Source organism: Methanobacterium lacus, assembly GCF_000191585.1.
Classification (GTDB): domain Archaea; phylum Methanobacteriota; class Methanobacteria; order Methanobacteriales; family Methanobacteriaceae; genus Methanobacterium_B; species Methanobacterium_B lacus.
The window spans coordinates 1,662,062-1,685,020 of the sequence record NC_015216.1 but is presented as its reverse complement, the minus strand read 5'-3'; the positions used below and the strand labels follow the sequence as shown (position 1 = coordinate 1,685,020).

Here is a 22,959-nt window from a genome sequence, read left to right as displayed (position 1 = left end):
GTATATACATAAAAAAAGGTTCAGAAATACCAATTTAACATATTAGTAAAAAAAAGGTATGGGAAATTTAATTTAAAATTAATAGGGCGAAATTTCCCTATTTCTTTCCTTTTTCCATATTTTCTGTTTTCAGGAAGTTAGAAATGTCTGTGATGCTGTTCATAAGTGGCGCAGGGAATATTATGGTTGAATTTTTCTCTACAGCTATCTGGTTTAGCACCTGCATAATTCTAAGTTGTAGTGCAATTGGATGTTCAGATATTATATCGGCAGCATCTCCCAGTTTGGATGCAGATAAATATTCACCTTCCGCTGCGATAATTTTAGCTCTTTTCTCCCTTTCAGCTTCAGCTTGCAATCCTATTACCCGTTTCATGTTCTCAGGGAGTGTTATGTCCTTGATTTCTACCGTTGTAACGTTAATTCCCCAGGGTTCGCTGTGTTTGTCTATGATCTCTTTAATTTTCAGGTTAATTTTAGGTGTTACAGATAGGATCTCATCTAGGTTGAACTGACCAACAACACTTCTTACAGTTGTTTGGGATATCTGGTTTACAGCCGCGGTGTAATTTTCAATTTCAACTACTGCTTTGTATGGGTCTATGATTTTGAAGTAGGCAACTGCTGCCACATCAATTGATACATTGTCTTCTGTGATGATTTTCTGTGATTGTATTGGCATGGTAATTATTTGCAGTGAAGGTTTGACCATACGGTCCACAAATGGAATTAATAATCTTAAACCCGGTTCTTTGACTCCAATAACCTTTCCAAATCGAAAAACAACACCTCTTTCATATTGATTCACAATACGTATTGAAAGTCCCAAAATAACTAAAATGACAATTAAAATTATGATTAATGTTATTAAATCCATTGACTAAACCTCCCCATGTTAAATTCTTTTAATTTTTCGAAAAAATTAAATAAATGACTCACATTTTCTAAACTTTAATAATATATTATATACTCAAAACAGTATATAATTATCATTAAATTTATTTTTAAGTGAAAAAAAGATTTTAATTTGAAAAAAATCCTTAAATATCTTATTAAATACCATATTAATTCTATATTCAAAATTAATCTATTTTAAACGATTTAATTTGATATTTTAAAGAATAAAGATGGTTTATAACATTAACATTTGATGATAGAATTATCAGGACAGTAATTTCTATTTTTAGGTATTAAAAAAAAGATTGTTAAGGTATGAATATATAAAAAATTACCTGTTATTGGATGTCATATAATCGAATAACTCTGGATATTTTGATCTAAACATCAATGGATCAGAATCTATCTGTTTTTGGATGGTTAGTATTGATTCTTTGGATAAACTCTTCCCTGATAGGTTTCCTATAGATTCTAGTTCTGCTCTTACGGTATCATGAACATTTTTAAATCCATTGATCTCGTCTGTAGGATTTGAATCTGCCCTGTTGTGTAAATGGGAAGCCCGTTTCATTTCCTCTAAAAGTTCGATCTGTTCTGGATCAACATTTTCTTCTGATTTCAGGATATCAATTCTGTGTTGAATATCTTCAAACTTCAAGGATGAAACTCTTTCTTTTTCTAATTTACTATATATATCTGGTAATCCTATTCCTAATGCTTCTGAGTTAACTTTCAAGTTTTCAGGTTCTTTTAATAAGGAATTTTTAGTCTCTAAAATACTAAAATCCTTTTGAAATATTTTTTTAGTTTTGTTATCCATGTTAATCACTAAACTCTTTTAAGACTAACCTAATATTTGTTGGCATATCTGATTAAATCTTACCATTTTTTTTTGTATGAGATTTAAAATTAAATATAGACACAAATTTCGATGTTTTAATAGATAGATATCATTCGTAGCTCTTTTTTATAATTAACCTATTAAAATCGTTTTCATCAATTTCTAAAGTTACATGCCCACCTTTTTTTAGGCCTACCTTTTTAACCCATTCATTTGGCAATATAACATGGAACTTTTCGTTACAGTATACAAGTCTACGTTTGCACTTCATAAAATCACCCCAGTTTCATAAAATTGAAGTAAGAAACCCATTTTGTTTTCGTTTGTTGTAATGTAATCTATTCCTATGCTGTTGGAGCAGATTACCCCTACAAACTAGTTAATGAGTTCTACATCTAATAATTTCATAAACATTTGAAGTGACCTGATCTTGAAAACCATTTATTCTATGTATATTATCTTTAAATTTTATTATCCAGTCCCAAATTTCTTCTTTCTTCCTTCTCTACATAGCTCTTTATTATGGAAATTGCCATATCAACCACATTCTCCCCATTTTCAACTCTGATTCTGTACTTAGGGTACAGTTTCAGAAATTTTCTTAATCTATCCATATCGTCCGTTTTTGGAATAATTTGGCTGGAAACTTCCATGCTTTTCAACATAGGAGTTAATCTGGGCTTTTTTTGGGAGTTTTCTTCAATTACAAACTCGATATTTTCTGGTGACACATTATTTTTTTGGGCAATCGATAAGAACCATTCAAGTCCTTGTATTCGGCATTCATACCATTTAGAAGGGTTTTCCCATTGTTGGATGTAGGAATCTAACTTGTCCCTTTGTTCCTTGGGAACCTTTGAGACATCAACTTTATTCAGATCTGTTTTGGTTGAAGGCTTCCCAATTTCTGAGGGTTGTAATTTAAAATCTTTGTGAACAGATTCGACATTTGTCTCTATTACCTTTTTCAAGTTCTTAAAATTAGACATAATTTACTATTTTACCCCTTTTCTATTTTTTTTGTAATTTATTAATGTTATTTTTTTGATTAAAAAATTTTTATTTGAGTTTTCTTTTCATGAAAATGTGATCTTATTTCATATCCATTGTTGCAGGACCTTTCTGGATGGGTAAATCAATTTTACCTTTAAGGTATGCCTTAGTTATATCATTTTTATTTACAAAATAACCACATTTTTGGCATTTAATTCCATTATTAACCACTTTCATTATTCCATTATCACTTTTATGAGTTAAATTAGACATAAATATCACCTATTTAAAAAAAATATTCCTCAAATCTATTATTTTATGATAAAATTTATTGATTAGCCTTCTAAAAATATAGTCACACTTTGTCAAATTCATAAAAATATCCGAAAAATATTTCCTTGTACTTTTTAGTTTTAAAATAAAATCTACTTAGAAATTAAGCAAAATAATTAAAATTTCTATACTAATATATTGTTATACATCCATTATATAGTATTGCATTAGTTTTAACTCCTTTTTATAAAGAGTTTATTTTTGGTTTATTGTTTTCCTATAATTTAAATTTTAATCCAATATTTTTTTTATAACAATTTTTAATATTGATCAAGAACATAATATAACAGGAAGTAATATGGTCCAATAATTTTATTGATCATATTTTATTGTTAAATATATTAAATTTTGCTTTCATATTCACATAAAATAATTGGATTGATTTAATAATTAATTCTCTTAACTTGCTTGCATGTATTTAAGGAATTTTAAGGAATTTTTAGGTATAAACATGGAGTTGATTATTAAATGAGTAGAAAAGATGAATGGAAATCTGTTGAAAAGATATTGAATAATGTTTTTAATGAGGAAGACACAGAAAACCTGGTATATTCAATGAAAACTTCTGTTAAACATGAAATTGAACAAATTGTGAAAGGATTTGCAAAGAAGATCAATGAACCAGTTGAAATTCTGTTGGTTGGAAACGATCCCAAATTTATGCAAGAAATAATTTCCACCTTTGGAAGATCAAATCTGATAACAACTATCAGGTTTACTGGAAGTATTGAAGAAGCGCATAGCATGATATTTCAACAGGGAGTTTATACAGATTTTCCCATAGCAAACATAATAATATTTGATTTCCCCACATTATCTGGGAAGAATGGAATAAAAATCTTAGAGGAGATAATGGTGAAGGATAGCATAATACAAAATGTTCCTGTATTTATCTTAAATGATGATTTTGAAAAAGTTAAACATCTTGCCAAGTATCATCCAGATTTATTCTTAACTAAACCCGATAACTTTGAAGAATACAAAAACGTGATAGAAGAGATAAAGGAATTCTGGCTCACATATATCTAATGATCAATTTCTTAAACTAAATTATATCTCATAGAATTTAAGGGAGGTAATTCATTCATTTCTTTGATTTATGGATTTGAAACCTGATAAAAAAAAATTGAATTGGGAGATCTATAAATGACCAATTGTAAAAACTGTGGAACTGAAATATCAAAAAAGAATAAATTCTGTCCAGAGTGTGGTATTTTAACAGGAAATATCGATGAAAACTCTTCTGATCGTATTTATGATGATGAAATAAGAACCAACAGAATTGAAAATGAAATAAAATTGGGTCAAGGAGAGTGTTGTGGAAACTGTGAACATTCAAATGATTGGGGCTATGAATGTTCAGGAAAATGTAAACTACATGAGATCTATGTGAGTTTGGATCAAAAATGCAAAGATTTTTCCTCTAAACAAAAATGAATTTTTTTATACTTCTAATCCAAAATAAAAATGAGATTTATATTTTCATAAAAATGTAGAAAAGGGGATTACATTACATATTATGCTAGTTTTTAAATCCCCTAACCCTCTAAATACTTCATATTTTCTTCTGTGTGATTTGATGTTGATTGTTTTAGTTACACTGAGGATTTTACAACGTAATCTCCACTACCAGTCGGTCCGTGGTGTTGGGAGTTGTACTTGGCATAATCCCAAGTTTTCCATCCGTTACCTATGTTGATTTCTATCCATCTGTGGAGTGGGTAACTTCCTTTTGTGTGTCCAATGACCCTTACAGCTATTCCTGCCTTGGATAATTTGTTGTACAACCATCCGCTATCTGCCCAGCAATCTCCGTAACCGCATTGATCCATGACACATGGACTTGACTGGCCCTGAATATCTTCAAATTTAGCTTCAGCATATCCTATAGAATCAACTATTGCCTGAGCATTAGAACCGTTTTTAACAGTTGATGTGCTGATCTGTGTGAGTGATGTTACTGAAACGTAGTTTGGTAACCTGTTGTTTGTTGCTTGAAATGCCAGAACTTTACTGAAACTATAAACCAGGTTCTGGAATTTAATGGTTCCAAGTGAACTGTTTACATTGTTTGGTGCTGCACCTTTGGTGTAGATGTAGTTTCTTGTAGTTTTAGCCAGACTGATGTACTGTGCCTGAGTTAACTGTCCTGTTTTTACATTTTCAACGGGTTTTGATGGTGCTGTTACGTTTTTGAGTGTTATGGAGTTTGATTTTTTGTTACTTAGTTGATATATGTTGTCTGTAACTAACTGAAGGAACTGTGGCATCGTGACTTTGTGGTTGTTTATGTTCACGTAGCAAGGTAATTTATGATTTGTTTCGTAGTAAGTTTTAACTTTAGATGCTGCAGTGTTAATTTGACTCGGTGTGAAATTAATTTTAACAGCTGTTTGTTTCGCTGTTACTGTTTTGGTGTGATTTATGGTGGTTGAACTGCTTGTTGTAGCTGCAGAAACCCCACTTACATTAAAAATCAGTACCATGCCCACCAGCATGAGTACTGGTAATATCCAATTTCGCTTAATTATACCGCCTCCCAATCCAAAAAAATACTGAATAAATTTCTAAAAATCTTCAATGTTGTTAAATTTCATACTAACCCTTATAAAATTTACGGTTTTAATTTTAAAAAAAAAGAAGTATTAATGGTTATTTAAGAAATTAAGTCCAGTATCTTTGAGAATGGATTTGGTATGTGTATTATTACTCATTCAACACGACATATACTCCGGTTCGTAATGCTTTTCCATGTTTTAACAGGTTTTTTAGTGTTCTGTTTGGTTTATCTCATCTAAAAACTTAAGTTCTGGAAATCCCACAACTCCAGCTTTTTTCATCACGTTTTTCAGATCATGTGAACTGGAGAATTTTTTTGCAGTATCTTCATCTTCCCATTTTGTGATAACCACAATTTCATTGGGATTATTAGAATCTCTGAGTATTTCAGCTCCTTTAGAACCCCTAACCCTTCTTTGGGTGCTGTGTTCCTCAAAAACTTTTTTCCATTTATCAAAATCTTCAACCTTCTGAATGGCCATTAGATAGATCATTTAAATCACCCCTTACATTAAATCAGTTCTTGGTTTCAACAACGATGCAGTGGCCCTCTGTTGAACCAACATTTTCTGTTTGGTGGGATCCAGCTTTTATCCATTTAACCTGTCCTTCCACCAGTTTAAAAACTTCGGTGTTACCATTTGGAAAGTACAACTTAAACTCTGCATCCTTCACAACGTATATCACATGATCATTTGGATGGTTGTGCATAGGAGACTTTTCACCGGGTTTTAATCTAATCTCTAGGACTCTAACCCTATTATTTTCTAGAAGAAGGTTATATCCACTTTTTGCTACGTCCATCACATCAGGAATACTACTCATATTTTTCCCCCATAAAATTTTTGAATTGAACCTAGTTTAAACCTGTTATTTGTGAATTCAGGGATTTTTAATATCTAAAAAAAAATTATATGGAAATTCATTTTCCAGGTCCAACATCCTTAAATTTAACAGAACACAACTCTCCACCCACACCCCAGTGGGATTTTGGAACTTCGTTCACTAAAATTTCCACGGCCTGTGCAGGCACATCAACCTCAACAAAGGCTTGGGTAATGTTTTTTATCAGGTACTCAATTTTTTCTTCTTCAAAACCCTTCCAGACATTTATTTGAACCATTGGCATTACTAACACGTCCAAAAATTTTTTAATGAAAAGATCTTTGTATATAGTTATGTCTAAACTGGAATAAGTAATCTTCTTAAAGGTTAAAATACAGTTCTAATATGATTTAAACCAGTTATTTAACTTTTATCTTTTTTAGTGCGATTATTTTATTTATTTTATTGAAAATTGATATTTATTGAAAACAGTGGTTTGAAATTTGAAAGGTGTTGAGATATGAACCCGTATCACCTCCTGTGGGTTATTTTATTTTTCCACTATTGTTTTTTGAGTTTAGCTTAATTTGTTCTTAGGTAGAATGAGGCTATTTCGAGTATTATGCGGGCTAGGACTATGATAATTCTAGCTATCGCTATTTTGTTTGCCATTATATCACCTTATTTTTGATGATGTTCTGTAAGGATTTAAAAAGAGTCTTAATACTACCAATATTGGAGATATTGATTCACTATTTAAAAATAAGATTTTAATTGATTCATCTTCATAATATACTGTAACGGAGACTCTTTTATTTTATCATAATAACTTAAAATTAATACTTCAATTGAAGAATATCATGGTATAGGGCGATTTAAATTTCCATTAAATATTTTTGGTGATTAATATTTGTTATAATCAATTAGGAATCATCATAGAGTTCTCAAATTTATGGGAAAATAGTGATAATTATTCCATAAAGAAGTGGCAATAAATCTCTATTAAAATTTAATATTTTAATCATAAAAATTAGAAATGGATGATTTCCATCCTTAACAAAAGAATTTAAACGCGTTTTTTTATTATAACTTATGTCTGGGCATTTTTTGATAAATTAAAAGAAGTTATGATAAAAATATTATAGATCCAATTATTTAAATGTATGAATAATAACGCATTGAGCTTTAAAATATTAAGTGGGTACAAAGTGGATTCGTGTTGGTATGTTATGGTCTTTTAATTCTACCAAACAGATGATTAGTGCTGGTTTTAAGGCTTTGATGGATCAGATAAAATTTTGATTAAACACAACGAATTAATATTAAGAGAGCTTAAGAAATTAAATAAGGAGTAATAAGTTATCGGGGGGAATTATATGAAAATTAATAAAAACATAATATTTGTTTTAACTTTAATTTTGGGAATTAGTTTAGTATTAGGAACAGCTTCAGCCGCTGATTCTAAAACATTTGTGAAAACAACTGTAAATAAACAAACATCTGTTTATGCTTGGGAAATTTTTGGATATTCTTATCAGAATAGTTATTTTAAAATTACAAAAGGTACGAGTTATGTCAATGGTTATGTGACTGGAATAAATCCTATGACTGGAAGATCTGAGAAAGCTCCTGTTTATGGTTATAGGGTTAAAATTACACCTTTAAATAGTCATGTTAAAATCAAGAAGATAACTATTAGATCTAGAGGTTATCCTAGCGGTAAACTTTATTCTAATACATATTACACTTGTAAAAATGTGTTCACTCCTAAAAAATATATGGGATTTGACAGATTTACAGTATACTACACATACAGTAGATAAAAAGAAAGTAGAATTTATTTTTTCTTCTACTTTATTCCTTCTGTATGTGTCTAACCTTCAAATTCTGCGACAGAGATCCTTTCTTCACTACGCCTTTTGGACTTACTTTAGAGTTGAGTTGTTTCTTTTTTCCGTCCTCTTTAGCTGTTTCATTGGTTTAAACTTACCATAGGCTTGGATTCAACCAGTCGATTTTTTTTCAGGCTTTATATCTTCAGGTTTTGAATTTCTAAGTTTTAATCACATTTTTATTTTACTTGAACTGCTTAGTTTAAATGCTTCCTTTCCATATGAATATTTATATCATTCAAGGGAGAGTTCAACATTTATGACTATGAAATCAATTTTCGAAGATGCTTTAAGATATCCGTTTTCTGATTGGAAGAAGATTCTAATTTTAGGAATTTTACTACTAATTTATACTTCAAATATGTTGGGTTATGCAGTGACCTACGATATTCACAGTATTTTTAAATATAACTGGTTTAGGTAATTTTATAGCAGGGGATATTTTTTTTGGGACCGCTGGTATTCTTTTTAATTTAATTGGACTTTTAATACTATTTTTTATATTTGGCTACTATTTCAGAATCATTCAAACATCCTTAAATGGTGCTTCAGATCTTCCTCAATTTAAAAATTGGATGGAAATGTTTGAAGAAGGTATTAAAATTTACGTTGTATTTATTGTTTATTTAATTCCCCTCGTTTTATTTACATTAATATCAGGTTCTTTTGAAGTTATTGTCTATCCAGCTCCAATATCCCAGTTTACATCTTTCTTATGGGTATTTATCAGCTATGTTTTTGCTAAAGAATGGATCATCGTTTTGTTGACGTTGTATTTATTCATAATCATACCTGTATCCTATGTTGCAATCGCAAATATGGTAGATAATAACTCTAAACTCATTTCAGCCTTCAGATTTAGGGAAATATTCAGTAGGATCACAAAATTAGGGTTAAAAAAACTTATAGCATTTTATATGGCGGCAGTAATTCCAATATTTCTAATTTCGTATGTTGCAATTGTACTCGGAACAGATGTTACATATCTCCCAATTAATCTAATAATAGCCCCTTATCTTTCAATGTTCATTTATAGGCTATTGGCATTGTTGTACATATCCGATAAAGAATCAGTTCATGCTTCAAGTTAAGATGAACGATAAAAGTTGAAACACTACATATTTCGTAAATGGATTTTATGTTGTCATGTTTAAATAGAAGAATTAATGTAATTCAAATTATTGGGTTACATAATTAAATTTTGGGGTAGAAGAGATGAGTATTGGGGAAATTACTAAAGATGCTTTGAGGTATCCGTTTTCTGATTGGAAGAAAATTCTAGTTCTAGGAATTTTTGGAGTAATTGCCACTTTAAGTATCAATGAATTGATAGGGACTGTTTACCTGTTTTTTGATAGTAGTGCTTCTGTAAGTATAGTTGTTTTAACCATAATTGGACTTTTAAGTATATTTATAGAAAGAGGTTATCAGTTTAGGATCTTAAAATCTTCTTTAAATGGTATGGTTGAACTTCCAAAGTTTAACTCTTGGATGAGTATGTTAAAAGATGGTTTTAAACTGTCTATAGTTACGATTGTTTATTTAATCCCTTTTGTTCTTATATATTTAGTTTTAAAAGGTCCATTTGTAGCAATTTTACAATTAATTTTCAAATCTCCCATTAAAATGTCTTTTTTTACTACTGTTGGAATATTGCATTTGATGGAGTTTTTTATTTTATTTTTGTTTATAAACATAATTCTCATCATGTTCATGATTTCGATTGCGAATATGGCAAACAACAACGGCAAACTCAGTGCAGCCTTCAAATTTCGCCAAATAACGAACAAACTTTCCAGTGTAGGATGGAAAAACCTGATAGTATGGTACGTGTTGACTGAATTCATATATTTAATAATATTATTTATATCTGGAATTATAATTAAAGAGATATCACATCTAATCATTCCAAGCGCTGGAAACGCTCTAGGACCATTAATTATAACCATATTAATGTCCTTAATTGTAATTTCCTATCTCTACATGTACCTCTATCGATCATTAGCATTATTATGGCTTAAAAAATAGTTCAGAAATAGAATTTATGAATCTGTAGTAAAACAAATTTCACATATAAAAAACGTAAATAAAATAAAAGGAATTTCTTATTATTTTTAAGATTTTTGTGAGAAATTTCTATAAATAAAACTTTTTGAAAAAAAACTTTTTTAGGGATTTTCACGGGCTTTGGGGTTTAGGATGAGTTTTCTGTGGCTGTTACCTGTACCGCAGTTCCTGTGACTGTTACCATTATGGTGTTTCCCATGGAGCCGCCTAGGTTGTTGTATTCAACACGAGTACCTATGATTGCGTTTGCACCGAGCTTTTCAGCCTTTTCCATCATACTGTCGATGGCAATTTTTCTGGCTTCACCTAGCTGCACCTCATATTGGGATTGCTTTTTTTTAACTACACCCTTAACCTCTCCCAACATATCCTTGTACAGGTTTGCACCTATGAGAGATTCTCCTGTTACCAGCCCCATGTGTTTAGTGACATTTTCCCCTAGAACCGTTGAAGTAGTAAAAATTCGAATATTGATACCCCCATCTACTTTTCATTAATTCTCATTACTTTCATATGGATTCAAATAAATTTCCAATCACACCTTATATTCAAATTTTAAGTTGTATTTAGTATAAATTTTAGTTGGTTTACTTTTTTTCTTTTAGATGTCCTGGGTGTCATGGTTTCAGGAGTTCATCTGCATTTTCTGAAATTGTGAAGCAGAAGGTTGCACCCTTTCCAAGTTCTGATTCCACCCATATGTTACCGTTGTGTCTTTCTATAATTCTTTTACAGATGGATAAACCCATACCAGTGCCTTCATATTCTTTTCTTGTGTGCAGTCTTTTGAAGATGTCAAATATCTGGTCATGATACTTGGGGTCGATACCTATTCCATTGTCACCTACAGTTATTAACCAGTGATCATCAAATTTTTGGCAGGTAATATTGATTTTTACATGGTCCTGACCCTGAAACTTAATGGCATTTCCAATTAAATTTTGTAAAAGCTGTTTAATTTGCATGGGATCTCCCTTTATTTCAGGCAGATTATCATATTGGATTGTGGCGTTTGATTCGTTGATTGAGGATTTAAGGTCCAACTGAACCACATTTAAACAATCATTCAAATCAATCCACTGAAACTTCGCTGTTCTGTTGTTTAATCTGGAGTAGGATAACAAGTCATCGATCAAGTTTTTCATCCTCTGCGCACCTTCAACAATAAAATCAATATATTCATCGGCATTATCATCTAATTTACCCTTGTAACGTCTCTCTAAAAGTTGGGTAAAACTTGAAACCATCCTCAGTGGTTCTTGAAGATCGTGGCTTGCAACGTATGCAAACTGTTCCAGTTCCTTGTTGGAGATCATCAATTGATTTACAAGGTTTTTCAGATTGGTCTGTGCAGTAACCAACTCTTCATTGGTCAGCTGAAGCTTGTTTGTGGTGGATATCAACATTTCATTGGAGGCCTGAAGCTTTTCAGTAAGCTTCTTTTCTTGATCAAAGAGTTTTTGCTTGAGATTTTCCACCTGTTTCCTCTCTGTAATATTGTGCCCAACAAGAAGTGCTCCGTCAAGCTTATCTGCACTGTAGATCAATTTAATGTTCAAAAGAACCCAAATTAACCTGCCTTTACTATCAACAAATTGATACTCGATATCTTCATCGATCTTTTCCCCAGCTTTAGCCAGTGATATCTTTTCTTTGAAGTCAGCCCGGCTTTTCTTGTCTAAAATATCCAGTGGATTTTTGCTCAGAATATCCTTTTTTGAACAGCTTAAAAGGTTGCAGAATGCTTCATTCACATTTTTAAAGCTCGGACCTTCAAAGTCTATTTCAAATATTGCTGTGGGTGCACAGTTCACCAGATGTTTGTATTCCATTTCACTTTTTTTGAGGGCCTTCTCCATATCTTTTCTTTTGGTAATGTCTAAAATGAGGGCCACTCCATTGTAACAGGCTTCATCAAGCATGGCACAGGCTATGATTATGGGCATCTGTGTACCGTCCTTTCTTGTGTAAACCTTTTCAAATGGAGTTTGATTGGCTCCAAAGGATCTGAGTTCCTTTATGGAATTTTCATCGGTGTACCTGTACTCTGCAGGTGTCATTTCAAACCAGTTTAAGTTTCCATCCTCAAGATCTTTTCTTGTGTAGCCCACCATCTCCAGGAACTTGTCGTTTGCATCAACAATTTTATGATCCATGTTCCAATATATGACACCGAAAAGCCCTGATTCATAAAACAAACCAGATTCATACAATCTTTTAAACCTCTCATCGTAGGATTTCAAAGCATCAAAACTATCAATTTTTTCTAGATCATCCAATAATTTTAAGCTGTGGGATCCTTTTAAATCGATATTTTCATTTTTCTTGGGACTTTCCAGGTTTCTTACTTCGTGAATGATATATTTGACATTTCCATCCACAACAACAGGAACGTTACTACAGCGCATCATACCTGTACCATTACTCAGTGAACATTCGGAGTCGTTACTGATGATCTTAACCTTGGTTTCAGCCCCATTATTGACACATTTTAAAAGGGATGATCTAAGTTTTTTTACCTCATTAGGTTTAGAATTTCTTTTCAAAATTTCAAAAAAGCTTTTTCCGATAATATCTCTTTTCACTATTCTGGTTCTTTCAAGATAAGCATCAGTCACACCAACAGTGGTGAAATTTGGAGTATCAGTTTTAAGTATTAATTTGCATCCAGACAAGGCATTAAAAACCTGTTCAAATTCCAAACAATCAACTGTCCCATTAGTTTTACTTGAAACTGTCAAAAAATCACTCCCACAAAAATCACAGCTGGGCTACAGCAAATGATCTTATATTACAATAATATTGGTGTGGTGGATAATTAAACTATCGATAGTTATAAATAGCTAAACTTTTAAATTAAAAGTTCCAATAATAAATGAAAATTTAACTTTCTAAACTTAATCAGAGTTTAAAAGTATTAAAAAAGGAAAACAGCCGGTTTAAAATTAAATTTGACAGTTATAGTAGAGAATTTTTATATTGCAGAATTTTGATAGTGAATAACTTGGAAGATTCTTGGGGGGTTGGTTTGGGATACCTCATTTAAAAACAAATACAAGTTTTAGATTAATTGGGTGTGTTCAGGTTCTGTTGGTAGGGTGAAGCAGAATTTTGCACCATCTCCGAGTTTGGATTTGACCCATATGATTCCACCATGTTGATGTACAATTTTTTGGGCTATGGCCAGACCAATACCTGTTCCTTCATACTCTTGATCCGTGTGTAACCTCTGGAACACAACAAATATTTTCTCAAGATACTCCTCTGAAATACCAATTCCATTATCTTTAACACAGAACAGCCATTCTGAACCTTTTTTTAACGATGTAATACGGATTTCAGGTTCAGATTCACCCTTATATTTAATAGAATTACCTATGAGATTCTGGAAAAGTTGAACCATTAGATTTTCATCTGCCATTACAGTGGGAAGATGATTGTAAATTATTCTGGCGTTGTTTTCATCGATTGCGGTCTTCAAATTTATGCATGTTTTTTTGAGTACGGTGTTCATATCCACTCGTTCCAAAGCCCGTTTTTTCTTGGCCACCCTAGAATATATTAAAATATCGTTGATCATGGTGTCCAACCTTTTGGCACCATTCACTGCGTAATCAATGAATTCATGGGCATCACTGTCGAGCTCATTCTTATATCTTCTCTCTAAAAGCTGTAAAAAACTGGTGATCATTCGAAGTGGTTCTCTGAGGTCGTGGGAAGTAATGTATGCAAACTGTTCAAGTTCGGCATTTGAACGTTTGAGATCCATTAAACTGTTTCTCAATGCAGTTTCTGCTTTCTTATGTGCCCTTTGAAGTCTTAAGGTGGTTATTCCAAATGAGATATCATTGGCAAGTTCTTGGAGTAATTTTTTTTCTTCCTCTGAAAATGGGTTGGTTTCAGGGGAGTAAATGGTGAGGGCACCAAAGACAGTCTTGTTGTATATCAACGGAAACACAATTGAAGAAGCATAACCACGTTTTAAAGCTTCCTTTCTCCAGGGTTTAAATTTTGGATCCACGAGCATGTCTTCGCACATGCATGGTTTGCCTGTTCTTATGGCTTTGCCTGTAGGTCCATTTCCATACTTGGTGTCGTCCCATGTGAAGTTCAGATTTTTAAGGTAGTCCTCTTCAAAACCTGAGTAGGCAACAGGAACAACCTTCTTAGTTTCTTCATCTGTGTAACCTATCCACACCATTGAATGTCCGCATTCTTCAATTATTATCCTACATACTTCGTTTAAGTAGAAGTCTTCATCCACAGCATGCATCATGGCAAAACTACTTTTTCTAAGGGCTACAAGTATTCTGTTCAACTGATTACGTTCTTTTAAGGTGTTAATTAATCTGTCTTCAGTTTCTTTTCGTTTGGTTGTGTCACGCACAACTGCAACTGCCCCAGTTATCACGCCTTTATCATCTTTGATGGGTGCAGATGTCACATGGCGGTTTAGTTTTTCCCCAGTTTTTGGTACAACCACATCTTCCTCAAAATCTTCTAAAACTTCGCCTTTCAAAGCCCTGTACAATGGCGAACCACTTTTTAAACGTATTGATCCATCTGAACTGTATGTATCCACGGCAGAAATTACTTCATCGAGGACATCAGGATCATTTGCATCGAGTTTTGCTTGGAAATTTCTTGCTGAAGCATTTGCAAGTATAATATTGCCTTGAGCATCACAAAACCATACTTCATCCACAATATTTTCTATAAGGGTTGATAACTCCCCTTTCTTTCGTTGAACATACTTCAATAACTTTTCTTTTTCCTTCATTATCTGGATACGTTCTGTCATATCGAAGTTAAATGTGATGATCTTGATTTCCCCTTCCACTTCAATGGTTTCAGCATCGGTGATAACGATACGTTTATCACCGGATTTCGTATAAATTTCAAGCTTCATGCTTTTTACAGAACCTTTGTCCACCAATTCCCTTTGGAATCTTTCACGATCTTCTAATCTTATGATCCCAAGATCAACTGATCTGTTACCAACGAGTTCTGATCTGCTGTACCCTGTAAGTTGGGTGTAGCTATGATTAACATCTGAGAAGTACCCATCCAGGTCGCTTATGGATACAGATGTTGTGTTCGCATGAAATGCTTTTGAAAATTTTTCTTCACTTTCCTTAAGGGCACGGTTCACTGTTAAAAGTTCGTCTCTATTTGCTTCCACTATTTGGTTGGTAATTTGGAGTTTTTGTGTGAGGGAAACAAGCTCTTGATTGGAGGCTTGAAGCTTTTCAGTGAGTTTTTCCCTGCTTTCAAGAAGATTCTGTTTATTTTCTTCCACCTTTTTACGTTCGCTGATATCCAGGTGAAGCCACAACCTTCCATAGGATTTGCCATCCATTGTTATGGGAATAAAATCCCTAATACAGGTTTCCCCAGTTTTCATAGTCACTTCCTCGCCTGAAACTGGTTTCATTGTACTTGTAATTTCTTTTATACGTGCAATCTCTGCTTCAGGATCTCTGTAGCTGTTTTTGATCTTCTCGATCATGTTTTTGTCAGAGATTCCAATCAAATCCTCTGGCTGTTCATTAAGGTGGAAGTAATCACAAAAAGCGGGATTTAAGTATTCGATACTGTTATCATTGGTCACAAGTAAAACGCTGGCCCTTATATTTGATAAAATACTGTATAAACGTTTTAAGGTATTTTGGGCGATGTTCTCTGCCATTTTATAATCTGTCATATCATGGTAGATGACCACGTAACCAGTTGTGGTAGTGGAATCTGAAGTTATTTTAGTTGTGTTCTGTTCAACAACCAAATTTTTTCCATTTTTATCTTTGACTCCAACAAGTGTGCTGGTTCTTCCATTTAATACAGGTTCTTGGGGTGGGATGTCAAGATTTATGTTTGTTTGGAGTAGTTCGTAGGGATTTCTTCCCAGAACTTCTTCTTGTGTGTAACTAAACATTTTCTTAGCACCCCAATTGAGGTAAACAATCCTAAAATTCATGTCCAACCCAAAAACTGCATCATTTACTTTACTTAAAAGAAGTGCTTGAAATTTAATCCTATTTTCATCGATTTTCCGTTCAGTAATGTCCCGAATAGTTATTAAGTTGCGTTTGACACCTTTATCATCCTTAAAAGAATTGGCAGATATTTCAGCAGTAAATTTGGTTCCATCCTTTTTTATATGTATGAGTTCGCCTTGGTACTTCCCTGTTTTTTCCCTTTCTGCGAGTATCAAATCTAAATTCGGATCTGTGGTGTCCACTATTCCGGATCTTCCAATTTCACAAATCTCCCTTTGAGTATAACCAAACAATTTCTCTGCAGCTGAATTTGCATAGGATATAGTCCCATCGGGCAGTGTAATTATTACAGCATCAGGACTGGATTTAAAAATAGTTCTATAATTTATTAGGAATTCTTTTGAAACATCAGACATTGTGGTACCGATTGTTTATTTTTATACATATTAGATCAACCATGTATAAATAATTTAACATAAGATTTTGGAGTTAAATATGATTTTAATCAATTTAAATCTGCGATTGAAATAAAGACCCATCCCCTGTGGAACTATCACTAAATTTAGGAGGAATATTATGATCCATTTAGTTTCAAATTTTTTTCACAGTTGTTTGAGGGGTGCTTGAAATAAATATATTTAGATTTGTACCTTAATATTAGGTTTCATTTAATAAATTGAGGGATTGTTTAAAAAAAATTATTAGATCATAAAACCATAGTGTAATCATTTAAGGGTGGGTGTAATGAATTTGGATAAATTGAAATTGCATACTAATTTAAAAGGAGTTGGAATTTTATATGTCAAGAGTCATACACTTTGAAATACCTGCAGAAGATCCTAAGAGGGCTATAAATTTTTATGAACAAGTTTTCAGCTGGGAAATTCAAAAATGGGAACATGGAGATTATTGGCTTGTTTCCACAGGATCTGAAGAAGAAAATGGGATAAACGGGGCAATCTATCCCAAAGAAACAGGGAGCACCGTTAGGGACACCATTAATGTCGAGTCTTACGAGGAATTTGCTAAAAAAATAGAAGCGAACGGTGGGAAGATGTTGACTGATAAAATGCCCATACCAGGCATGGGTTTTAATGGCCTGTTTCGAGATACTGAGGGTAACGTGTTTGGAATTATTGAGGTTACAATGGTCTACATTTCAAGACTCTTCAATGCTAAAATTGAGGATGTTTGGGAAGCATGGACAGAACCTGAACATGTTAAAGAATGGCTGGCACCGAAAAATTACACTGCACCCTTGGTGAAAATGGATCTTCAAGTGGGAGGCTCTTATTTAAATTCAATGAAATCTTCAGAGGGAGATGAAGTTTGGAGCACCGGTGTTTACAGGGAAATTGTACCCAAAGAAAAAATAGTATCAACAGACAGCTTTGCAGACAAAGATGGTAACGTTGTTCCAGCAAGCCACTATGGAATGGGTGAAGACTGGCCAATGGAACTCACTGTAACAGTCACCTTTAATGAGGAAGATGGTGCCACCAGATTAACCATCGAACATCAAGGCTTTCCAGACCATCATAACAGTGCCATGGCAGAAACTGGCTGGCAGGAATCTCTGGACAAGCTCGAGGCCCACTTAAAAAAGAAGTAGTTTGAAGGAAAATTTTATTTTCCAATCATTTTTTTTAGATAAATTCTAACACTACACAGCATACATTTTTAGTTAGTCTGTAACTGTTTTAATTCATTAATTAGTTGGTTTGATTGGTATTGTGAAGTAGAAGGTGCTGCCTTTTCCAGGTTCTGATTTTGCCCATATGGTTCCACCCTGTTGATGAACTATTTTTTGGGCTATTGCAAGGCCAATTCCTGTTCCTTCATATTCCTCATGTGTGTGGAGCCTTTGGAAGATGGTGAATATTTTATCCAGGTGTTGCTTTGACATGCCTATACCATTATCTTTTATACTGAATAGGTAGTGGTCATTTTCCTTTTTAGCTGAAATATGAATTTCAGGAGTTTTTTCGCTCCTGTACTTAATTGCGTTTCCAATGATATTTTGGAAGAGCTGAATCTTTAATTTAGCATCTCCCTTGATTGTTGGCAGGGGTTCATGGGTTATAACCGCTTTATTTTCTTCTATTGGTACTTTCAAGTTCTGCAATGTTTCTTTTAGAACTTCTTCGAAGTTCACGAGTTTGATCTGTCTTTTACTACTTGCAATTCGTGAGTAGGACAGGAGGTCGTTGGTCATGTTATCAAGACGTTTGGCTCCAGCTACTGCAAACTCTATGAATTCATTGGCATCATCATCCAACTTGTCCTCATATCTTCGTTGGAGTAACTGTAAAAAACTGGTTATCATCCTTAAAGGTTCTCTGAGGTCGTGGGAGGTTATGTATGCAAATTGTTCCAGTTCCTTATTGGATTGAGCCAGTCTTTTCATGTGGTTAGTTATTTCCACCTCTGCCTTTTTACGGAGTAGCACTTCCACAAATGCCACTGAAAGGGTTTCTATATTTCTTTTATCCTGATGGGTGTAACCACCTTTTTTATTGGCCAGTGCAATCATACCAATTGTTTTAGCACCCTCTTTAAGTGGAACTCCTAGGAAATTATTTATTGGAGGGTGTCCATCAGGCAATCCCCTACTATCAGGATCAGAATTTGGATCGTTTACCAATTGGGATCTAGATTCTTTTATAGTTCGGCCCCAGTAACTAACTATTTCCATGTCCTTTAAAAGTTCAGTTGCATTTTCTGTTTCACATTTAGACCATCCTGGAGGACTCAGTGCCCTGTCATCTAAACGGCCTTTTTTATTGATCTCCCCTAGAAACCCGAATTCACTTCCAGTTAGATCCTCGGCAACTTCAAGACATTTCATAACAACTTCCTTTTCAGACTCTGCTGTTAAAGATTCCTGGAAAACATTATTAATTGCTTCAATCACACTTTTTCCAGTTAATATTTCCTGTTCAGCCAATTTAATTTCTGTAACATCCTGATAAATACCCATGATCTTTTTGGCGTTTCCAGCAAGGTCATGATCAGTAACCTCTGCAAGGGCAGTTAGAATACGTGTTGAAACATTGTTTAAAACAACTTTAAAATCAAATTTAACCTTTTCATCATCTAAAACAATAGTATTAAACTGTTTAGATACAAATTCACGGTCTTCAGGGTGTAAATATTTGAAAAATGATTTCATTGTAGGGGTGTAATGTTTCTTGTCAAGGTTGAAAATGGAGTAGAGTTCGTCTGACCAGCTAAGCTCATCAGTTTCAACCTCCCATTCCCAGCTACCAATAAGTGCTATGCGCTGGGCCTCAGCTAAGTTGTTCCTGCTTTTTTCTAGATCTGCTTCTGTTTGTTTTTGTTCTGTTATGTCCTTGACAAACATGTCTATGCCCTTTTTCTGGCCATGTTCTCCGAGATGGTACTGACAATTTAATGATGCATAAAACGATCCACCATCCAATTTGATGAGGGTGCTCTCTAAATTTTTAACTTCACCCTTTCTGTTTAATAGGTGAATTATCCCTGACAACTGTGTGCTGTCAGAAAAGAGAGTTTTAACTTCCACACCTTGCATTGTTTTTGAAGAACTGTAACCAAGCATCATGGCTGCAGATGGGCTTACCATAACTATTTTACTCTCGGTATTTACCCTTATAAAACCGTCTTGGAGGTTGTTAATGATGTTTCGATATTTTTCTTCACTCTTGTGCAATTTTCTCTCGTACTCTATTCTGGAAGAAATATCTTCGAACACTGTGGCGAAACTGTTTTTATCTGGAGAAATAACGGATATGCTGAAATGTTTCTGGAGTGGTTCGTAGTAAGTTTTAAATTTTTCAGACACTCCTGTACTGGCCACCCTGGAGTATATGTCCAAGTAGGGAGGTTTACCAATACCATATATGTCTGAAGCTTTCCTTCCAATCACTTCTTCTTCGCTGAGTCCCACCAAGGTTTCATAGCTGTTGTTAATATCGGTGACAACGTAATCTACAGCTTCACCCCTTGAGTTGTATACTAGTTCGTGAAGTGCCACTCCTTCGTTCATTGCAGAGTAGAGTGAGTGATACTTTTTTTCACTCTTTTTAATGGTTTCAAAGAGTTTAGAATTTTCCACTGCATAGGACAGTGACGATGCTAATTTATCTGCAAAGTCTACCTGTGCTTCACTGAAAACTACCTGACTCTCATGGCGATAAAATGCAATGACACCAATAACAGCATCGTTTATCAGGATGGGTGCAACCAGTAGAGATGCAATTCCATCTGCTTTCATACTTTCCCTGTCAACACGTGGGTCGGAAACAGCATCGTTAAATGCAACAGCTTTCCTTTCGTTGACTACGTACACAGATGTTGGGGATTCTCCATAGGTTTTAACCTGTCCTTTTATGCTGTCTGGAAAGTTGTAACTGTACTTAACAACCCATTTATCATTTTCAAGTAAATTTATGACTGATGACTCTGCACCTATGGATTTAACTCCCTCTTCAAGTATGAATTCCATTATTTCATCGTAGCTGTGCTTTGAATTTATATGGGCATTCACCCGATTTAAAGCCTGGCTTAACTCTTCCCTTTCTTCCAGTTCTTGATTCAGGTTTAAAAGATAATCCTGCTGCAGCATCAATTCTTTGTTGGTTGCCTTGAGTTTCTCTGTCATGATTTTAAGGTCGATGTTGGTTGTTTGAAGTTGGTCTGTGAGGATGTGTTCATGTTCCCTTAACTTCTTTTTGATCTCTTTTTCCTGCTGTTTGTCTGTTATATCATGATAAACAATAAGATAACCCTTGTTACCAGAATTATCAACTATTTTTGTTGAATTCACTTCTGCAACAATTTTTTCCATCTTTTTATTGAAGGTATCAATTATAAAAGTAGTTTTAGGACGTAATTCCATATTTTTGTAGAGGAACTTTTTATGTCGTAGCAGTTTGTGGGTTGTTTTTCCAATGGCTTCAGATTCTGTGTAGCCATAGGTATCTTCAGCACCGTTGTTCCAATAATTTATCTTGAAGTTCTCATCCACCCCAACAACTGCGTAGTCCACACTGCTTAGTAACATGGAATGGTACTCAATCTGCTTTTCGTTCAATTTACGTTTAGAGATATCCCTCACAATCATGAATGTGCAGTCATTGTTTCCAGCATAACTGAATATGCTTGTGGAAATTTCAGCAGGAAATTTGGTACCATCCTTTTTTATCATGGTTACTTCGCCCTTGGCCTTGCCGTAATCTATTCTTTGCTGTAAAAGGAGGGATAAGTTTTTATCTAGGGAATCTACTATGCCTTTTCTTCCTAGTTTGCATATTTCAGCTTTTGTGTATCCAAATAAAGCTTCAGCTGCAGGATTTGCATAGAAGATGGTGCCGTCAATTTTAGTTAACAATATAGGATCCAAACTATTCTTAAAAAGAGCCTTACAAAGTATAAGATTTGAATCTTCATCAGTTTTAACAGCCAAATCAAATCACCAATCTCTATGATTATTTATTTGTACAGAATCGATAATAAACTTTTCTAAAAATTTAATGGACAATTTTAATAAATAAAGAGGTTTATTAGGCTATTAATGTCTTATGATCTGCACTTTGGCTAGTTATTAAATTATTCTGTTCAATTGGTTTTACAAAATGATGTGGGAATAAAAAAAAATAGTTTGAAAAAAGCCCAAAAGAAAATTAGTTTTTCTTTTAATCCCTAGGTTTTGTTATTAGCTTGGGTTCAACCTATAAAAAGTCCAAAATGGCCTGATTAACTTGTTCTGCATGTGTCCATATGAGGCCGTGCGGCCCGTTTTCTATTTCTACATATTTGTTGTTTTTTATTAAATTTTTAAGTTTTCTAGCTGTTGCGTCTATTGGAAGTATTCTGTCTGCATCTCCATGGAGGATCAAAGTAGGGATATCTATGGCGTCAACATCCTTTCTAAAGTCTGTTAGCCATGCATCAACACATTCGTATGTACCTGTAGGTGACGCTTTTGAAGCAACATTCCAACTGTTTTGAAAGACTTCTTTGCTCACAAGTTTTCCTCCGAGTAGATCCATGTTGTAAAAATCATTTAAAAATTGGGCTAAAAATGCAAGTCTATCTCCCTTGATTGCAGCTTTAATTTGGTTAAATCCTTCCCCATCAACTCCATCAGGATTATCCGAAGTTTTAAGAAGGAATGGTGGAATTGAAGCCAGAAGACATGCTTTTTTAATGTTATCTGTTCCATAAGTTCCTATGTACCTGGTAACTTCACCAGTACCCATGGAAAATCCTGCAAGTGTCACGTCTTCAAGTTCTAAGGTTTTTATGACCTTATCAAGATCTGCTGCAAATGTATCATAATCGTAACCCTCTAAAGGCTGACTTGAATCTCCAAAGCCTCTCCTGTCGTAGGTAATTACTCTATACCCTGAATTCAACAAGGCCAACTCCTGTTTTTCCCATGATGCTCCATTCAATGGCCATCCATGTACTAATAACACAGGATCTCCCGATCCATGATCCTCGTAGTGGAGTTTGATTTTTTTGGAGTTTTCCTTTCCAACTTCGATGTACTGCATTGAGTAAATTCCCC

21 protein-coding genes are annotated in these 22,959 nt (G+C 33.8%); 7 read left to right on the top strand and 14 right to left on the bottom strand.

Translation table 11 applies throughout. From position 1 onward, the window contains the following. Positions 1–97 precede the first annotated feature (97 nt). From METBO_RS08140 to METBO_RS13645, 5 genes are all read right to left on the bottom strand, one after another. The gene (locus METBO_RS08140) at positions 98–877 is read right to left on the bottom strand and encodes a slipin family protein (RefSeq protein ID WP_013645216.1); all 780 of its coding nucleotides are present in this window, start codon (positions 875–877) and stop codon (positions 98–100) included. Positions 878–1,228: 351 nt separating this feature from the next. After that, positions 1,229–1,717: a hypothetical protein gene (locus METBO_RS08135; protein ID WP_013645215.1), complete on the bottom strand. Its 489-nt coding sequence runs from the start codon at positions 1,715–1,717 to the stop codon at positions 1,229–1,231. A gap of 130 nt (positions 1,718–1,847) precedes the next feature. Continuing rightward, positions 1,848–2,009: an AbrB/MazE/SpoVT family DNA-binding domain-containing protein gene (locus METBO_RS13435; RefSeq protein WP_144017549.1), complete on the bottom strand. Its 162-nt coding sequence runs from the start codon at positions 2,007–2,009 to the stop codon at positions 1,848–1,850. Positions 2,010–2,199: 190 nt separating this feature from the next. Continuing rightward, complete coding sequence (locus METBO_RS08130) at positions 2,200–2,727, bottom strand: hypothetical protein (RefSeq protein ID WP_013645214.1); 528 nt, start codon at positions 2,725–2,727, stop codon at positions 2,200–2,202. A 103-nt stretch (positions 2,728–2,830) separates the two neighbouring features. After that, on the bottom strand, positions 2,831–3,004 hold the full coding sequence (locus METBO_RS13645; RefSeq protein WP_013645213.1) for a hypothetical protein: 174 nt from the start codon (positions 3,002–3,004) through the stop codon (positions 2,831–2,833). A 528-nt stretch (positions 3,005–3,532) separates the two neighbouring features. Here METBO_RS13645 and METBO_RS08125 point away from each other — a divergent pair. Continuing rightward, positions 3,533–4,093, top strand: a complete 561-nt coding sequence (locus METBO_RS08125) for a response regulator (protein ID WP_013645212.1) — start codon at positions 3,533–3,535, stop codon at positions 4,091–4,093. 117 nt (positions 4,094–4,210) lie between these two features. After that, complete coding sequence (locus tag METBO_RS08120) at positions 4,211–4,501, top strand: zinc-ribbon domain-containing protein (RefSeq protein ID WP_013645211.1); 291 nt, start codon at positions 4,211–4,213, stop codon at positions 4,499–4,501. 158 nt (positions 4,502–4,659) lie between these two features. On the opposite strand, the gene METBO_RS08115 is transcribed toward METBO_RS08120, so the two are convergent. The 4 genes from METBO_RS08115 to METBO_RS08100 form a co-directional block, all read right to left on the bottom strand. Further along, entirely contained in the window at positions 4,660–5,562 is a 903-nt protein-coding gene (locus METBO_RS08115; protein ID WP_144017548.1) for a pseudomurein-binding repeat-containing protein, read from the bottom strand. Positions 5,563–5,832: 270 nt separating this feature from the next. Then, on the bottom strand, positions 5,833–6,117 hold the full coding sequence (locus METBO_RS08110; protein ID WP_013645209.1) for a putative quinol monooxygenase: 285 nt from the start codon (positions 6,115–6,117) through the stop codon (positions 5,833–5,835). A 22-nt stretch (positions 6,118–6,139) separates the two neighbouring features. Further along, a complete protein-coding gene (locus METBO_RS08105; protein ID WP_013645208.1) occupies positions 6,140–6,448 on the bottom strand; it encodes a cupin domain-containing protein in 309 nt (102 codons plus the stop codon). Positions 6,449–6,545: 97 nt separating this feature from the next. Continuing rightward, on the bottom strand, positions 6,546–6,752 hold the full coding sequence (locus tag METBO_RS08100; RefSeq protein WP_013645207.1) for a tautomerase family protein: 207 nt from the start codon (positions 6,750–6,752) through the stop codon (positions 6,546–6,548). A 1,072-nt stretch (positions 6,753–7,824) separates the two neighbouring features. Here METBO_RS08100 and METBO_RS08095 point away from each other — a divergent pair. From METBO_RS08095 to METBO_RS08085, 4 genes are all read left to right on the top strand, one after another. Next, on the top strand, positions 7,825–8,271 hold the full coding sequence (locus METBO_RS08095; protein WP_013645206.1) for a hypothetical protein: 447 nt from the start codon (positions 7,825–7,827) through the stop codon (positions 8,269–8,271). Between the two features lie 328 nt (positions 8,272–8,599). Next, on the top strand, positions 8,600–8,764 hold the full coding sequence (locus METBO_RS13640; RefSeq protein WP_158304903.1) for a hypothetical protein: 165 nt from the start codon (positions 8,600–8,602) through the stop codon (positions 8,762–8,764). Beyond that, positions 8,727–9,431, top strand: a complete 705-nt coding sequence (locus tag METBO_RS08090) for a DUF4013 domain-containing protein (RefSeq protein WP_083804482.1) — start codon at positions 8,727–8,729, stop codon at positions 9,429–9,431. Before METBO_RS13640 ends, METBO_RS08090 begins: the two co-directional genes overlap by 38 nt. Before the next feature lie 124 nt (positions 9,432–9,555). Next, positions 9,556–10,368 (top strand): DUF4013 domain-containing protein, encoded by an 813-nt coding sequence (locus tag METBO_RS08085; protein ID WP_013645205.1) that lies wholly within the window; start codon positions 9,556–9,558, stop codon positions 10,366–10,368. A 166-nt stretch (positions 10,369–10,534) separates the two neighbouring features. Here the strand turns inward: METBO_RS08085 and METBO_RS08080 are convergent, their stop codons facing one another. From METBO_RS08080 to METBO_RS12830, 3 genes are all read right to left on the bottom strand, one after another. Further along, on the bottom strand, positions 10,535–10,882 hold the full coding sequence (locus METBO_RS08080) for a YbjQ family protein (protein WP_013645204.1): 348 nt from the start codon (positions 10,880–10,882) through the stop codon (positions 10,535–10,537). 142 nt (positions 10,883–11,024) lie between these two features. After that, the gene (locus METBO_RS13045) at positions 11,025–13,148 is read right to left on the bottom strand and encodes a PAS domain-containing sensor histidine kinase (protein WP_013645203.1); all 2,124 of its coding nucleotides are present in this window, start codon (positions 13,146–13,148) and stop codon (positions 11,025–11,027) included. Between the two features lie 320 nt (positions 13,149–13,468). Beyond that, positions 13,469–16,819, bottom strand: a complete 3,351-nt coding sequence (locus tag METBO_RS12830) for a PAS domain S-box protein (RefSeq protein ID WP_013645202.1) — start codon at positions 16,817–16,819, stop codon at positions 13,469–13,471. A gap of 383 nt (positions 16,820–17,202) precedes the next feature. Between METBO_RS12830 and METBO_RS13955 the strand changes: the two genes are divergently transcribed. Next, positions 17,203–18,015 carry an SRPBCC domain-containing protein gene (locus METBO_RS13955; RefSeq protein WP_013645201.1) on the top strand — a complete coding sequence of 271 codons (813 nt, stop codon included), beginning with the start codon at positions 17,203–17,205 and terminating at the stop codon, positions 18,013–18,015. 96 nt (positions 18,016–18,111) lie between these two features. Here METBO_RS13955 and METBO_RS13040 read toward each other — a convergent pair whose 3' ends face one another. Then, positions 18,112–21,852 (bottom strand): PAS domain S-box protein, encoded by a 3,741-nt coding sequence (locus tag METBO_RS13040; RefSeq protein WP_013645200.1) that lies wholly within the window; start codon positions 21,850–21,852, stop codon positions 18,112–18,114. A gap of 265 nt (positions 21,853–22,117) precedes the next feature. After that, positions 22,118–22,945 carry an alpha/beta fold hydrolase gene (locus METBO_RS08050; RefSeq protein ID WP_013645199.1) on the bottom strand — a complete coding sequence of 276 codons (828 nt, stop codon included), beginning with the start codon at positions 22,943–22,945 and terminating at the stop codon, positions 22,118–22,120. Positions 22,946–22,959: the final 14 nt, after the last annotated feature.